General features: G+C 58.6%; 14 protein-coding genes. 8 read left to right on the top strand and 6 right to left on the bottom strand.

Annotation, left to right across the window (positions count from 1 at the left end; translation table 11 throughout):
- The first annotated feature begins 71 nt into the window (after positions 1-71).
- Complete coding sequence (gene kynU / locus ABLN94_RS04975; RefSeq protein ID WP_352989864.1) at positions 72-1,265, top strand: kynureninase; 1,194 nt, start codon at positions 72-74, stop codon at positions 1,263-1,265.
- Here the strand turns inward: kynU and ABLN94_RS04970 are convergent.
- Positions 1,258-1,836: a TetR/AcrR family transcriptional regulator gene (locus tag ABLN94_RS04970; protein ID WP_352989862.1), complete on the bottom strand. Its 579-nt coding sequence runs from the start codon at positions 1,834-1,836 to the stop codon at positions 1,258-1,260. The genes kynU and ABLN94_RS04970 overlap by 8 nt on opposite strands.
- Positions 1,837-1,934: 98 nt before the next feature.
- Here ABLN94_RS04970 and ABLN94_RS04965 point away from each other — a divergent pair, with 98 nt between their 5' ends.
- Positions 1,935-2,399 (top strand): (2Fe-2S)-binding protein, encoded by a 465-nt coding sequence (locus tag ABLN94_RS04965; RefSeq protein WP_352989859.1) that lies wholly within the window; start codon positions 1,935-1,937, stop codon positions 2,397-2,399.
- Between the two features lie 3 nt (positions 2,400-2,402).
- A complete protein-coding gene (locus ABLN94_RS04960; protein WP_352989856.1) occupies positions 2,403-4,643 on the top strand; it encodes a xanthine dehydrogenase family protein molybdopterin-binding subunit in 2,241 nt (746 codons plus the stop codon).
- A 46-nt stretch (positions 4,644-4,689) separates the two neighbouring features.
- Here ABLN94_RS04960 and ABLN94_RS04955 read toward each other — a convergent pair whose 3' ends face one another.
- The 3 genes from ABLN94_RS04955 to ABLN94_RS04945 form a co-directional block, all read right to left on the bottom strand.
- On the bottom strand, positions 4,690-5,469 hold the full coding sequence (locus tag ABLN94_RS04955; RefSeq protein ID WP_352989853.1) for a gamma-glutamyl-gamma-aminobutyrate hydrolase family protein: 780 nt from the start codon (positions 5,467-5,469) through the stop codon (positions 4,690-4,692).
- 221 nt (positions 5,470-5,690) lie between these two features.
- Positions 5,691-6,116 carry a GlcG/HbpS family heme-binding protein gene (locus ABLN94_RS04950; RefSeq protein WP_352989851.1) on the bottom strand — a complete coding sequence of 142 codons (426 nt, stop codon included), beginning with the start codon at positions 6,114-6,116 and terminating at the stop codon, positions 5,691-5,693.
- A gap of 72 nt (positions 6,117-6,188) precedes the next feature.
- Positions 6,189-8,318, bottom strand: coding sequence for a malate synthase G (locus ABLN94_RS04945; protein ID WP_352989849.1), 2,130 nt, complete (start codon positions 8,316-8,318; stop codon positions 6,189-6,191).
- Positions 8,319-8,524: 206 nt separating this feature from the next.
- On the opposite strand from ABLN94_RS04945, the gene pepN reads away from it, so the two are divergent.
- The 5 genes from pepN to ABLN94_RS04920 all read left to right on the top strand — a co-directional run bounded on the left by pepN (position 8,525) and on the right by ABLN94_RS04920 (position 15,037).
- Positions 8,525-11,077: an aminopeptidase N gene (pepN, locus tag ABLN94_RS04940; protein WP_352989847.1), complete on the top strand. Its 2,553-nt coding sequence runs from the start codon at positions 8,525-8,527 to the stop codon at positions 11,075-11,077.
- The gene (locus ABLN94_RS04935; RefSeq protein ID WP_352989844.1) at positions 11,074-11,502 is read left to right on the top strand and encodes a hypothetical protein; all 429 of its coding nucleotides are present in this window, start codon (positions 11,074-11,076) and stop codon (positions 11,500-11,502) included. The genes pepN and ABLN94_RS04935 overlap by 4 nt, the downstream gene beginning before the upstream one ends.
- 196 nt (positions 11,503-11,698) lie before the next feature.
- Positions 11,699-12,892, top strand: a complete 1,194-nt coding sequence (locus tag ABLN94_RS04930; protein WP_352989842.1) for a hypothetical protein — start codon at positions 11,699-11,701, stop codon at positions 12,890-12,892.
- A gap of 71 nt (positions 12,893-12,963) precedes the next feature.
- Positions 12,964-14,475, top strand: coding sequence for an Asp-tRNA(Asn)/Glu-tRNA(Gln) amidotransferase subunit GatB (gene gatB / locus ABLN94_RS04925; protein WP_352989839.1), 1,512 nt, complete (start codon positions 12,964-12,966; stop codon positions 14,473-14,475).
- 142 nt (positions 14,476-14,617) lie between these two features.
- The gene (locus tag ABLN94_RS04920) at positions 14,618-15,037 is read left to right on the top strand and encodes a DUF4177 domain-containing protein (RefSeq protein ID WP_352989837.1); all 420 of its coding nucleotides are present in this window, start codon (positions 14,618-14,620) and stop codon (positions 15,035-15,037) included.
- Positions 15,038-15,079: 42 nt separating this feature from the next.
- Here the strand turns inward: ABLN94_RS04920 and ABLN94_RS04915 are convergent, their stop codons facing one another.
- Together ABLN94_RS04915 and ABLN94_RS04910 are read right to left on the bottom strand one after the other, a co-directional pair.
- Entirely contained in the window at positions 15,080-15,292 is a 213-nt protein-coding gene (locus ABLN94_RS04915) for a GDCCVxC domain-containing (seleno)protein (RefSeq protein WP_352989834.1), read from the bottom strand.
- 56 nt (positions 15,293-15,348) lie between these two features.
- Positions 15,349-15,603 carry a BolA family protein gene (locus ABLN94_RS04910; protein ID WP_352989831.1) on the bottom strand — a complete coding sequence of 85 codons (255 nt, stop codon included), beginning with the start codon at positions 15,601-15,603 and terminating at the stop codon, positions 15,349-15,351.
- Positions 15,604-15,616 lie beyond the last annotated feature (13 nt).

Below are 15,616 nucleotides of genomic sequence, written 5' to 3'. Positions count from 1 at the left end.
TGGACACAGAAATTTGGATCGGGTAGGCCGAATGAAACCACCGGAACACAACACAAGGTAGTGAGCCACACATGACCGACTTTGCCGCAACCAAAGCCATGTTCGATCTGCCCGAAGGCGTTATCTATCTGGACGGGAATTCTCTGGGCCCCCTGCCACGGGCTGCAGGCAACCGGGTGGGTGAGATGATGGCCAAAGAGTGGGGTCAAATGCTGATCACCGGCTGGAACAAGGCCGGCTGGATGGCGCTTCCGACCGGGCTGGGGGATCGGATTGGGCGTCTGATCGGGGCCGAGCCCGGAACCGTCGTGACCGGCGACACCCTTTCAATCAAAGTGTATCAGGCCGTCGCTTCCGCCTTGGAACTTTGCCCGAACCGCAAGGTTGTCCTGTCGGACAGCGGCAACTTTCCGTCCGATCTGTATATGGTGGATGGGCTGCTTCGTTCGCTGGGGCCGGAATATGAATTACGCGTGGTAGCACCGGAAGACGTCGCCTCTCACATAACCGAGGATGTTGCCGTACTGATGCTGACCGAGGTCGACTATCGCAGCGGTCGTCTGCACGATATGAAAGCGCTGACTAAACTCGCGCACTCCAATGGCACCGTCACCGTTTGGGATCTGGCTCATTCGGCAGGCGCGATTCCGGTGGACCTGTCGGGTTGCAACGCCGATTTCGCTGTAGGCTGCACCTACAAGTACCTCAATGGCGGGCCCGGAGCGCCGGCCTTCATCTATGTCGCCCCGCGTCTGGCCGATCGCGCCCGCCCCGCCCTGTCGGGCTGGCTGGGACATGAAGCCCCCTTTGCCTTCGATCTGGATTACCGCCCCGGCAGCGGGATTGAGAGGATGCGGGTCGGTACTCCTCCTATCCTTCAGATGACCGCATTGTCCTCCGCGATGGATATCTGGGATAGGGCCGAAATTGCGGAAGTGCGCGCAAAATCGATTGAGCTGACCGAGTTGTTCATTGCTCGCGTCGAAGCCTCCTGCCCCGAGTTGGAACTGGCGAGCCCGCGGGATCCAAACCAGCGCGGCAGTCAGGTTTCGTTCCGCTTTTCCGAAGGCTACGCGGCCATGCAGGCCCTGATCGCCCGTGGTGTGATCGGAGACTTCCGCGCGCCCGATATCATGCGGTTCGGATTTACTCCGCTTTATATCGACGAACAGGATGTGGAAGGCGCAGTCGATATTCTATCCGACATTATGGGCAACCGCCTTTGGGATGCACCAGAATACAAGGTGCGCCAGAGGGTTACCTGACCTCAAGCCCAGCGCCAATCAACGCTGCAATCTGTGCAACTTGCTGTTCATAGACTTCAGCCCCTGCGCCAATCAGCTTGAGTCCCTTCAACGTGGCAGTGATGGTCCGCCCCGTCTCTGCAGCATCGGCCATCAGTCGTACCCGTCCAGCCTGTTCCTGTTGCGCCAGCCAGTCGGCATAGAGCCCTGCCAGCCTGGCCTCACCTTCCCGGATTATTTCTGAGGACAAGGACTTGGTGTTGTCCAACATCTCAAGCCCGTGGGGCGAGGCCAAAATTCTCGCCATTCCCTCCGTCTGCGCCCGAATTGCGCGGGTCAGAACCTCTGGCACCGAACCGGCCGTCGCAAGCGCCTCCGCAACGGCCGCACTTTTTTCGACGTAGTAAGCTTCGGTCAGTTTGCTGACGATGGCTTCCTTGTTCCTGAAATGCAGATAGACAGCAGGTCGCGACATTCCCGCCCCGCGCGCAATGTCATCCATCGAGGTTTTGCGAAACCCATAAGTAGCAAAGGCCTGAAAAGCTGAATTCAGAATCGCCTTTTGCCGTGAATCGTCAACTGTTTCCGTCATAACTGAACTCGTGACATTTTTTGTTTATTTTGTCAATTGACATACTGACACTTTACGATAATTATGTCAGAAACCAGCCACAGCTACGAGAGGTCCCCATGGCGACCGCCCTTAAGATCAACGGAAAGCAACATCAGGTTGACCTGCCCGATGACGTCCCCCTGCTTTGGGTTTTGCGGGATGAGGTCGGCCTGACCGGAACCAAATTCGGCTGCGGAGTCGCCGCCTGCGGTGCATGCACCGTGCATATTGATGGTGAAGCCGTGCGCTCCTGCCAAGTGGCGCTGTCGGATGTGTGGGGAGACGTCACAACGATCGAAGGGATCGGCTCGCCGGATGCGATGAATGCGCTTCAGCAAGCATGGGTCGATCATCAGGTGGCACAGTGTGGTTACTGCCAGTCAGGCCAGATCATGCAGGCCGCCGCTCTGCTGGCAGAAAACCCCACCCCCTCAGACGCCGATATTGATGAGGCGATGCAAGGCAACCTGTGTCGTTGCGGCACCTACCCCCGTATTCGCGCCGCGATCCATGATGCGGCTGACAAACTGAAGGAGGCGTGACCGATGGCTTCTGTTGGAAAAATCCTGCGCCGTACTTTCTTGATCGGCTCGGCTGCAATTGTGGGCGGTGTGGCGTTCGGCGCCTACTATGTGAGCCGTCCTGCCGCGAACCCGTTGAAACCCGGCGAGGGTCAGGCGGCGCTGAACCCGTTTGTTCTGATCGACCAGAACGGCGTCACCCTTTTCGCGCCTCGCGCCGAGATGGGCCAGGGTGTCAAAACCACATGGGCCGCGCTGATTGCCGAGGAACTGGACGTGGATTTGGATCAGATCACCGTTCTGCACGGCCCGGCGGCAGCGGCCTATTACAACTCGGCCCTGATGGGAGAGAGCCTGCCCAACAAGGGGTACGATATCTCTGACTTCCAACACAATTTGGGCGAGGCATTGGGTGTGCTTGGCAAAGCACTTAGCCTACAGGTCACCGGTGGATCGACCTCGATGAAAGACGGGTTCGAGCGGATGCGCCAGGCCGGAGCCTCGGCGCGTGAGACGCTGAAGCGCGCGGCAGCCAGCCGTTTGGGTGTTGATCCGTCTGAACTGAAAACCGCCTCGGGACATGTGATCGCGCCAAATGGCGACAAGATCGCCTATTCAGATCTGGCTGTTGATGCGGCAGAGCTTGAGCCGGTCGACGTTCCCCTGCGCGATCCATCCGAGTGGCGCTATCTGGGCCAGACCCAACCGCGTCTGGACATGGTCGAAAAGGCAACCGGCACTGCCGAGTTCGGCGTTGACGTCCGCCTGCCCGGCATGAAATTCGCGGCCGTGCGCATGAATCCCAAGTTGGGTGGTGCAATGAACGGCTTTGATGACAGCGCCGCGAAAACCATGCCCGGAGTGGAGAAAATCGTCGATCTGGGCACCGGCGTTGCGGTCATCGCCAATAACACATGGCTCGCCAATCAGGCCGTTGAGGCCATCGACGTAGACTGGGGCGATGCCCCCTACCCACCGGAGACCGATGGTATCTTTGCTAAGATTGCCGAGGCGTTCGGCGACGCTCCGAATTCGACCATGCGCGACGATGGCAATGTCAGCATCACACCCGTAGGCGCAACCGAGATTGCCGCAGAGTACCAAGTGCCCTATTTGGCCCATGCCACGATGGAGCCGATGAACGCCACCGCGCTATATACCGGCAATGCGTTGGAACTGTGGTGCGGCAACCAAGCCCCGACGCTGATCCGCTTCCGCGCGGCCAACACGGCCAATCTTGATACTGAAGCGGTGCAAATCCACACCACCTATCTTGGCGGTGGCTTTGGCCGCCGGGGAGAACTGGACTTCGGCGAGATCGCCACCAAGGTCGCCATGGCCATGCCTGGCACTCCGGTTCAGACCACATGGAGCCGCGAAGAAGACATGCGCCATGACTACTTCCGCCCCGGCGCCATAGCCCGGATGCGCGGCGCGGTTCAGGACGGCAAAGCGGTTCTGATCGACGGTAAAGTTGCCGCCCAGTCTTGCACCCAGCAAGCGGTGACGCGTTACACTGGCATGCCCGGAGCCGGGCCGGACAAGGTGTTGGTCGAAGGCTTTTTCAACCAGCCTTACGCGGTGCCGAATTACCGGATGAGCGGCCACATCGCCAAGCTCGACGTCCCCGTCGGGTTCTGGCGCTCAGTCGGCAACAGCCACAATGGGTTCTTCCACGAGACCTTCATGGATGAGATGGCCCATGCCGCTGGTCGCGACCCGCTGGAATTTCGGCTGGAGTTGATGAAGAACGAGCACGCGCCCTCCGCAGGTTGCCTTGAAGCTGTGAAAGAGATGTCGGGCTGGACAGGTCAGACACCCGACGGTGTTGGGCGCGGCGTGGCCTTTACCTACAGCTTCGGTACTCCGGTCGCTCAGGTGATCGAAGTGGTCGACGAAGACGGCACCATCCGCATCAACAAGGCTTGGATCGCCTGCGATATGGGGCTGGCGCTAGACCCCGAAAACGTCAAGGCACAGATGTTCGGCGGCATGATGTACGGTCTGTCTGCAGCCTGCTACGGCGAGATCACCTTTGCCGAGGGCGAGGTCGAGCAGTTCAACTTTCCCGACTATGACGCGCTGCGTATGCACACAGCGCCACAGGTCGAAGTCCGCGTGCTGGAAACCAACCGTCATATGGGTGGCGCGGGTGAGCCCGGCACGCCACCATCCATGCCCGCACTTGGCAATGCGCTGTTTGACCTGACCGGAAAACGCGCCCGCACCCTACCGCTGGTCAGTCAGTTCAACCTTCTGGTCTGATCGCGTTGCGCCGGTCCGGTCCCTCTCTTACGGGCCGGCGCGAAATTCACGCCGTTTGCTGAATCAATCCGGCATCCGATCCTGTTGCCCATGCGCGGACGGCCGCGCCGAACGCCTCGAAAAGCGGCCGAGAGACCGGGTCATTGATCGCATCCCATTCCGGGTGCCACTGCACGGACAAAGTAAATCCGGGGGCATCCTTGATATAGATCGCCTCGGGTGTGCCATCTGGCGCGTGCCCTTCGATAACAACCCGTTGCCCGATGGTCTTAATGCCCTGACCGTGAAGCGTGTTAGTCATCACCTCGGGTGCTCCGAACAGATTGTGGAACACGCCCCCTTCATTCAGTGTCACCACATGGCGCAGAGCAAATTTCTCTTCCAATGTGCCATCCGGCGGCATCCGGTGGTTCATCCGCCCCGGCAAATCGCGGATTTCGGGATAGAGCGTTCCGCCCATCGCCACGTTGACTTCTTGGAACCCCCGACAGATTCCCATGAATGGCTGCCCCCGTTCAACGCAGGCCCGGACCAGAGGCAGGGTGATCGCGTCACGCGCCCGGTCGAACTCGCCATGCGCATCGGTGGCGTCTTCGCCATATTCCTCAGGGTGAACATTCGGGCGCCCGCCGGTCAGCAGGAAACCGTCGCACACCTCTAACAATTCCTCGACAGTTACATAGCGAGGGTCGGCGGGAATAAGCAGAGGCAAACAATGTGAAACATTTGCCACGGCTTCAGAGTTCATCGTTCCACCCGCATGGGTCGGATACTCATCGTTCATGAGATAAGAGTTGCCGATGATACCGACGACAGGTCGAGACATTCCGCTTTCCTTGCTGTTTCTTTGATTAACAAGAAAGCTATCCGCAGCAGAAGAAACGTGCAACAGAACACGCCCTGCATGACAGCGCAAGGACGTGTTCAGCTGCGCACATAAAGCCCCAGATTCCCCGAAAAACTCGAAACAACATCCCCGCAAAGCTCATATCAACGGGAAATTTTCCCGCAATACGGCGAGAACGGCCGTTTAATGAAATGGCAGGGTCAGATCTCGCCGATCAGGCCTGCTGCTTCGATACCAGCCATACCTGCGACCGCATCGTTGTCCGAAGTATCACCTGTCACGCCGATCGCACCGACAACCGAACCCTTCCGATCCCGCAATAGAATTCCGCCTGGAACTGGCACGACTTGCCCGCCATAGACACCGTTCACCGCAGCCATGAAATAAGCCTGGCCCTCCGCACGCTGCATCTGGGCAGTGCCCGCCATACCAAGCATGACCGAGCCATACGCCTTACCATGCGCGATTGAAAACCGACCCGGAGCCGCGCCATCTTCACGCTCGAACGCGATAACGTGGCCACCGGCGTCCAGCACGACGACTGACAACGGCTTCAGTTCCAGTTCTCGCCCTTTTTCCAGCGTTTTGCGAATGATCGTCCGGGCCTTACGCAGAGAAACCGCCATGATATGTCCTTGCTTGCTTGAGTGTAAAAGGGCGGAGGGTTTGTACCCTCCGCCCGTAGTGATGATTTATGCTTAAGCGGCTTTGAATTCTAGGCGCCGCGCGTGCAAGACCGGCTCTGTATAGCCCGAAGGCTGCAGTCGGCCTTTAAAAACCAGATCGCAAGCGGCTTGGAAGGAAACACCGTCAAAGCCCGGCGCCATCGGAATATAGGCCGCATCGTCCGCGTTCTGACGGTCGACCACCGCGGCCATTTTCTGCATCGCGGCCATCACCTGCTCTTCGCTCACCACATCATGGTGCAGCCAATTGGCCAACGCCTGACTGGAAATCCGGCAGGTCGCGCGGTCCTCCATCAGGCCAATATCATTGATATCCGGCACTTTCGAACAACCCACGCCCTGATCGACCCAGCGAACCACGTAGCCCAGAATACCCTGCGCGTTGTTCTCAATCTCGCGGGTGATTTCTTCGTCGCTCAGGTTACGGCCGCCCAGCAGCGGAACGGTCAGCAGGTCCTCAAGCGTGCCACGTGCGCCACCGGCGGCAATTTCGTCCTGACGGTCCAGCACATTGACTTTGTGATAATGCGTGGCGTGCAGGGTCGCGGCGGTCGGCGACGGCACCCAGGCGCAGGTGGCACCCGATTGCGGGTGGCCGATCTTGGCCTCCAGCATATCGCCCATCCGGTCGGGCATGGCCCACATGCCTTTACCGATCTGCGCCTTGCCCTTCAGGCCGCAGGCCAGACCGATATCAACGTTGCGGTCCTCGTAGGACGCAATCCACGGCGTGTTCTTGATGTCACCCTTCGGCAACATCGGACCTGCCTCCATCGAGGTATGAATCTCATCCCCCGTCCGATCCAGGAACCCGGTGTTGATAAAGGCCACACGCGATTTCGCGGCACGGATACACTCCTTGAGGTTCGCCGAGGTGCGGCGCTCCTCATCCATGATGCCCAGCTTCACGGTGTTGCGCGGCAGGCCGAGGATGTCTTCAACCATGTCAAAGATTTCAACCGCGAAGGCGACCTCTTCCGGCCCGTGCATCTTGGGCTTCACCACATAGACCGAGCCTTCGACCGAGTTGCCGCCCTCGCGCTTCAGGTCATGAATGGCGATCAGCGTGGTGCAGAGCGCATCCATAAGGCCCTCGCCGATCTCATTGCCGTCGCCGTCCAGAACGGCGGGGTTGGTCATCAGGTGGCCCACGTTCCGCACCAGCATCAGCGAGCGGCCTTTCAACGTGGCCTGCTCTCCGCCAGCGGTGGTGTATGCCACGTCGCCTGCCAGCTTGCGGGTGAAGGTCTTGCCGCCTTTGGAAACCTCTTCCGTCAGGTCGCCTTTCATAAGACCCAGCCAGTTGCCGTAAGCTATGACCTTGTCGGCTGCGTCGACGCAAGCGACCGAGTCTTCGCAGTCCATGATCGTGGACAGCGCCGACTCCAGCCGGACATCCGCGATGCCAGCCGGATCGGAGGACCCAATATTGCTGCTTGGGTCGATCATGATCTGCACATGCAGACCGTTATTCTTCAGCAGTACAAACTCCGGCTTTTCCGCCGCGCCACCAAAACCAACGAAGCCCGTGGGATCAGCCAAAGCCGGAACCATTGCATCGCCTTCGACGCTCAGGCCGGTGACGTCCGCCCACGACCCCTCGGCCAACGGCGCGGTGTCGTCCAGAAATGCTTTGGCCCAAGCGATCACGCGTGCGCCGCGCTCAGTGTTATACGCGCCTGCCGGGGGCAGATCACCCATCGCATCGGTGCCGTAGAGCGCGTCATACAGGCTGCCCCAGCGTGCATTGGCGGCGTTCAATGCAAAGCGGGCGTTTGTGATCGGCACCACCAACTGTGGGCCGGGAGTCAGCGCAATCTCAGGGTCGACATTGGCGGTTTCAATCTGGAACGCCTCGCCTGCTTCGACAAGGTAGCCGATCTCGCGCAGGAAAACCTGATAAGCGGCAGCGTCATGGTCCTGACCCTTGTTGGCCAGATGCCAACCGTCAACCTGGCCCTGTATCTCAGTGCGTTTGGCTAGCAGAGCTTTGTTCTTTGGTCCCAGTTCCTCGACCATGCGGGACAGGCCTGACCAGAAGGTTTGGGACGAAACGCCCGTTCCCGGCAGCGCCTGATTCTCGATGAAATCCGCCAGTTCAACGGCAATCTGCAAGCCGTTCCGGGTTTCTCTGCTGCTCATTTTCGACATCTCCCGCATTGTACGCCACTGTATGCAGCATCCAATTAGGGTGGTTGTTTCCGATAGGCAACTCTTCTTGGCTCATTTCACTGCCAATCCACGCGCCACAACGGAAATCATCACGTACCCGATGCCGCGCCCCTGCTTGCAGGCCGGCGCTGCACCCCATAACGTCGCGCCAGACATCTACCGTTACGAGGCCCCCGATGCGCGACGCTGCCCCTACCACGATCTACCTGAAAGACTACACGCCCTTTGGCTATCTCGTGGATAGCGTGCACCTGACCTTTGATCTGGCCGATCACGCCACCCGCGTAACCTCACGCATTGCTTTCCGCCCGAACCCCGATGCCACGGACCATACATTTTTCTTGCACGGTGAAGAATTGACCCTGATCCGCGCGGTCATCGACGGGCTCGAGATCACACCCGAAGTCACCAACAAGGGCCTGACCGCAGATGTTCCCAGCGCGCCCTTCATCTGGGAAGCCGTGGTCGAAATCGATCCCGGCAACAACACTGCCCTTGAGGGGCTCTATATGTCGAATGGCATGTACTGCACCCAATGCGAGGCCGAAGGGTTCCGCAAGATCACTTATTACCCTGACCGTCCCGACGTGATGTCCACCTTCACCGTGCGTATCAATGGCGACCTCCCCGTTCTGCTGTCCAACGGCAACCCTACGGGCGAAGGCGAAGGCTGGGCGGAATGGACCGATCCCTGGCCCAAACCCGCCTATCTGTTCGCGCTGGTCGCAGGCGATCTGGTCGCCCATCCTGACCAGTTCACCACCTTGTCGGGCCGCGATGTTGAGCTGAACCTTTGGGTTCGTCCCGGTGACGAGGGTAAATGTGCTTTCGGCATGGAAGCTCTTAAAAAGTCGATGAAATGGGACGAAGACGTCTACGGCCGTGAATACGATCTAGACGTGTTCAACATCGTGGCGGTGGACGATTTCAACATGGGCGCGATGGAGAACAAGGGCCTCAACATCTTTAACTCCTCTGCTGTTCTGGCCAGCCCCGAAACATCGACCGACGCCAATTTCGAACGAATCGAGGCGATCATCGCGCACGAATATTTTCACAACTGGACCGGCAACCGCATCACCTGCCGCGATTGGTTCCAGTTGTGCCTTAAGGAAGGTCTGACGGTGTTCCGCGATGCGCAGTTCACTTCGGACATGCGCTCGGCACCGGTGAAACGTATCCAAGACGCCATCGACCTGCGTGCGCGGCAGTTCCCCGAAGACAATGGGCCGTTGTCACACCCAGTCCGGCCCGAGAGTTTTCAGGAAATCAACAACTTCTACACCGCCACAGTTTATGAAAAAGGCGCCGAAGTAATCGGCATGCTCAAGCGGCTGGTCGGAGATGAGGCCTACTCCAAGGCGCTGGATCTGTATTTCGAGCGCCACGACGGGCAAGCTTGCACCATCGAAGACTGGATCAAGGTGTTCGAGGATACGACAGACCGCGATCTGACCCAATTCAAACGCTGGTACAGCCAGTCTGGTACACCGCGCGTATCGGTTTCCGAAGATTGGCAAGACGGCACCTACACCCTAACCCTTTCACAACGTACCGAACCAACCCCCGGCCAACCTGAAAAACTTCCGCAGGTGATCCCGGTGGCCGTCGGTCTGTTGGGACCAAACGGGGATGAGGTGCGTGCGACCGAAGTACTGGAGTTGACTGAAGCAGAACAGAGCTTCGAGTTCTCCGATCTTTCCGCCAAACCTGTGGCTTCAATCCTGCGCGATTTCTCGGCTCCGGTCATTCTCGAGCACGATCAGACGGACGCAGAACGCGCGTTCCTGCTGGCCCACGATACCGATCCGTTCAACCGTTCGCAGGCCGGGCGATCTTTGGCGCAAGACACGCTGCTGCGCATGATCCGTGAAGACAAATCGCCCAGCACCGACTATCTGGACGGTATTCTGGCCGTACTGCGCGACGCCGAATTGGATCCGGCTTATCGTTCGTTGATGCTTGGCCTTCCAACGCAATCCGAACTTGCTGCGGCCCTGTTTGACGGCGGCGACACCCCCGATCCTATGGCAATCTGGACCGCGGTCGAGACTCTGCGGCAAGCCACGGCGCAGCATGTTCAGGATCTGCTGCCCAGATTGCACAGCGAAGCGCTGATCGAAGCTCCGTTCAGACCGGATGCTGAGCAGGCGGGCAAACGCGCACTTGGCGGCGCGGCATTGTCTCTGACATCTCGGCTGGATGGCGGTGCCAAAGCAGCCGAGGAATATGCCTCCGCCGACAACATGACCCTGCAGCTGACTGCCCTGTCCTGCCTGCTCCGTGCAGGGAAAGGGCAAGCTGAACTGTCCGCCTTCTATGACCAGTGGCGGCATGATCGTTTGGTGATGGATAAGTGGTTTGGTCTGCAAGTCTCGATGTTTTCACCCCAGGTCACAGCGGACACGGCTCGCACCCTAACCGAACACGCTGATTTCAATTGGAAAAACCCTAACAGGTTCCGTGCAGTGATGGGGACACTTGCGATGAACCATGCCGGTTTCCATCGCGCGGACGGGGCCGGTTATGCGCTATTGGCCGATTGGCTAATCCAACTGGATCCTGTGAACCCGCAGACCACGGCGCGGATGTGTTCGGCCTTTCAGACGTGGAAACGCTATGACGCGGACAGGCAGGATCTGATCCGGACACAACTGACCCGGATCGCTGAAACGCCAAATCTGTCACGAGATACCACGGAAATGGTGTCACGCATTCTCAACGCATGACCCCGTACAGCTATACGCGCCACAATCGGACGCCGCGTACAGTTCTGATACTGGTTTTCGTCTACGCGGCTCTGATCGCGCTAATCATCCTGTTCGATGCAGCTTGGTGGTTGATTGGCTTGCTGGCGCTGGCCACTCTACCCGCGCTTTGGGACATTGCGCGCGGCACCCGTGCTGGGATCTCCCTAGACCATGACGGGATACGGTGGTTCTCGGGCAATCGCGAGGGGCAGGTCGCTTTGGCTGATATAGACTACGTTAGGCTAGACACGCGTTGGGACTTTTCAGTGCGCGCGTCGCTGGTGCTGCAGTCTGGCAAGCGGATTCGGTTGCCGGATGAATCCACGCCGCCCCACAGGGATTTGGAAACGGTTCTGGAGCAGGCTGCACTGCGCGTTGAACGCCACCATTTTAACGTTTTTTGAAACTATCTAGCGAAATATGATTCATTGACCCCAAAATGACACTCAATCTCCCATGAAAAGCTTGAGTTTGAGGTGCCTTTGGGTAAAAATTTAAATCAGCCACCTGTTTGTTACGGTTTCGAGTTTTACCATGTTTCGTTTTTTCAGGGCACGTCATGCCCGATCTTCATTGTCCTCTAGTCAATCAACGCAAGAAATGCGCGTGCTGAATTGCCCCGTGAACGCGGCAATGCCGGACAAAGGGCAGCTGAATATTCCACTTGCTGATATCCAGGCTGAAGATTTCGGTGCGCATGAAACCATTGAGCGCGGTCGCAGCCTGGCCAGACAGGATCGCTGGTCAGAACTGTCCCGGCAGATGCGCGAGGCTGATGAAGCGCGCACCTGTACGCCAGATGGTACGCCGGTCGCAGAATTGCTGGCCTTTGGCGCTCGGTCCGACGTTGTTCTGGCGGTTGAGCACGCCCTGACGGACATGAACGCCCTGTGTGAGTACGACGTGCTGTGCGGCATTTCCGAGCTTGAAGACGAAATGCGCGCGCATCCGGATGACTCTATGATCGCTTTGGTGGTCGCCTTAGCACATATCGATCTGGCTTGGGCATGGCGAGGAACCGCAGCGGACGCAACATTGCCGCCGCTACACCGGTCGCGCTGCGCGGCACATTTCGACAGGGCAGCGGCGCTTTTGCCGAAGTGCCGTGCCGCCGCTCCGAACAGCCCCATGATCGCGGCAGCGGGCTGCGCCCTGCTGGTTGGTCAGCGGAATACAAACCTACGTGTAGCGGACGAATATGAACGGCTGATCACATTGGACCCGCACAATCAACGCCACATGCGAGCCATGGGCACCCACCTGCTGCCTCGGTATTTCGGAAGCTATGATGAGCTCGAGGTTCAAGCGCTGCGCAATGCGGCGCGCACCCAGGAGATCTGGGGCGCCGGAGGATATACGTGGGTGCAATTTGATGCCATTGCACTGGACGAAGAGGCCTGCGCACGGCTGGATGTGGAGTACTTTCTGGAAGGTCTGCAAGACATCCTGCGCCGTCGACCAGACCAGCCGACCGTAAATATGCTGTCGGCTTATTGCGCGATCACAATCCAAAACGGATTGGGTTTGAATGAAAATGCCGATCTGGTGCGCGCACAGATTCATGATGCAGCCAATTGGTTGATCCGTGATCATTTAACTGAACTACACCCTCTGATCTGGGCTCATGCCGCGAACGGGTTCAACAACAGCGCCCGCGTCAACTCGGCCGAGCGGTTCGCGGCCCGGGGTCAGCGCGATGCGCTGCGCGCCATCAGAGATCTGTTCCGCGAAGAACTGCGCAGCGGCATGGACGTGACCTTCACCCCGTCGGGATTGCGCCTGTCTCAGCACTGAATTCCCCCTTGCCCCTAGATCGCGCCGGGCCTAATACGCTGGCTTAGACTTCTGCGGATATGAGGCGCGCCATGCTCGACCTGACATACGAAATGCCCAAACCCAAAACCATTGCCGGGGCCAAGCACGATTGGGAACTGGTGATCGGGATGGAGGTGCACGCTCAGGTCTCATCCAATGCCAAGCTGTTTTCGGGTGCGTCAACACAGTTTGGGGCCGAGCCGAACTCGAACGTGGCCTTCGTGGACGCGGCGATGCCGGGAATGCTGCCGGTGATCAACGAATACTGTGTTGAACAGGCCGTACGTACCGGTCTTGGCCTGAAGGCGGATATCAACCTGAAATCGGCCTTTGACCGCAAGAACTACTTCTACCCTGACCTGCCGCAGGGCTATCAGATTTCGCAGCTCTACCACCCCATTGTGGGCGAAGGCGAAGTGCTGGTCGAGATGGGTGACGGCACCGCACGCATGGTCCGCATCGAACGCATCCACATGGAACAGGACGCGGGCAAATCCATCCACGACATGGACCCGCATATGTCCTTCGTCGACCTGAACCGGACCGGCGTTTGCCTGATGGAGATCGTCAGCCGCCCTGACATTCGTGGCCCCGAAGAGGCCGCCGCCTATATCGCCAAGCTGCGTCAGATCATGCGCTATCTGGGCACCTGCGACGGCAACATGCAGAACGGCAATCTGCGGGCGGACGTGAACGTTTCGATCTGCTTGCCCGGTGCCTATGAGAAGTATCAGGAAACTCAGGATTTCTCGCATCTGGGCACCCGCTGCGAGATCAAGAACATGAACTCGATGCGCTTTATCCAGCAAGCGATCGAGGTCGAAGCCCGCCGCCAGATCGCCATCGTTGAAGCCGGTGGCGAGGTCGAGCAGGAAACCCGCCTGTACGATCCGGACAAGGGCGAGACCCGCTCAATGCGGTCCAAAGAAGAGGCGCACGACTACCGCTATTTCCCTGACCCCGATCTGCTGCCGCTGGAGATTGAGCAAGCGTGGGTGGACGATATCGCCGCCAACCTGCCTGAACTGCCCGACGACAAGAAGGCGCGCTTCATCAGCGAATTCGGCCTGACCGACTATGACGCCTCGGTTCTGACCGCCGAGGTGGAATCCGCAGCTTATTTTGAAGAAGTCGCCAAAAGCCGGAGCGGTAAGCTGGCCGCGAATTGGGTTATCAACGAGTTGTTCGGCCGTCTGAAAAAAGAAGATCACGACATCACCGAGTCGCCCGTTTCGCCCACGCAGCTGGGCGGCATCATCGACTTGATCTCGTCGGACGCCATCTCGGGCAAGATCGCCAAGGATCTGTTCGAAATCGTCTATACCGAAGGCGGTGACCCGGCGCAGATCGTCGAAGAGCGGGGCATGAAGCAAGTGACGGACACTGGTGCGATTGAGGCCGCTCTGGATGAGATCATTGCCGCCAACCCGGCACAGGTTGAAAAGGCCAAGGTGAACCCGAAACTGGCGGGCTGGTTCGTCGGTCAGGTGATGAAAGCCACCGGCGGCAAGGCCAACCCGAAGGCGGTGAATGAGCTGGTCAGCCAAAAGCTAGGATCGTAATCCGGTCCGAGATTGACACGCTGACGGCGGGGTTTGCGCAAAACCCCGCCGTTTTTCTTTTCCGCCTCTTTCCGCGCGATGATGACTTTCCCAAAATCGCCAGCATGTTAGATTGCCGGGAACCGACAACCAGGAAAAACCGATGCAGCGCTACGAATACAAAGTTGTCCCCGCCCCGCAAAAAGGCATCAAGGCCAAGGGTGAGAAAACCGCTGAAGGCCGGTTTGCCGCATCGGTCGAACAGGTGCTGAACCAGATGGGCCAGGACGGTTGGGAATACCAGCGCGCTGAACTTCTCCCCAGCGAGGAACGCGCGGGTTTGACCAGTTCGACCGTAAACTGGCGCAATGTTCTGGTATTCCGACGGGCGGTTGAGGCCAGCGTAACACCAGATCCGGAGGAAGTGTCCGAGGACGTGGCACAGGCGCGCCCGATTGCAGGTCCGGATACGGTTGTCGCACCTGCACCGATTTCTGAGGAAGTCAAAGAGCCACCACTGTCTTTGAAAGGCAGTGAAGCCAAAGCGGAGCCGCTGATAATTGACCCTCAGGACAAAACCTGACCCTCAGAAACCAACGCATAGCCTTCACAGGAAGGCGCACGGTCATTGACAGCAGGATTTACCCTCTTGTTTTGGCGGGCATGGCGCTGTGCCAAAAGAACAGTACACACAGCAATCGCCCTCCAAAGGCTTTAGAAGCTCATTGCACGACTTGCATTCGTAAAACCACTGACACGCGTCCGTAGGCATCATTTCAGATTCAACGTGTCCGCACAGTGGGCATGTCAATGTGGTTTCGAGTGTGATGTCGGCCATCTGAAAAGTCCTTTTTCATCCTCGGCCCTCAGCGAAATTCCATTGGCGAGCAGAATTCAGACTCCGATATCCAGCGCCAAGGCGTGAATGCGCGGCACGATATCGCCCAGCGCCTTGTGGACCGCGCGATGGCGGGCGACGCGAGATTGGCCCTCGAACGCACTGGCGCGGATGCGGATGTTGAAATGGCTTTCACCACCCTCCTGATACCCGGCGTGACCACGGTGGCTTTCGCTGTCATCGACAACTTCCAGCTCGCGCGGGTCAAACGCTGCCTGCAGGCGGGTTCGGATTTCATCGGTAACAGTCATTTTTTCGCTCAGC

This window comes from Ruegeria sp. SCP11, assembly GCF_040329455.1.
GTDB classification, from domain to species: domain Bacteria; phylum Pseudomonadota; class Alphaproteobacteria; order Rhodobacterales; family Rhodobacteraceae; genus Ruegeria; species Ruegeria atlantica_E.
Note: the sequence above shows the minus strand (reverse complement) of the source record. Positions and strands in the feature narration are given on the sequence as shown.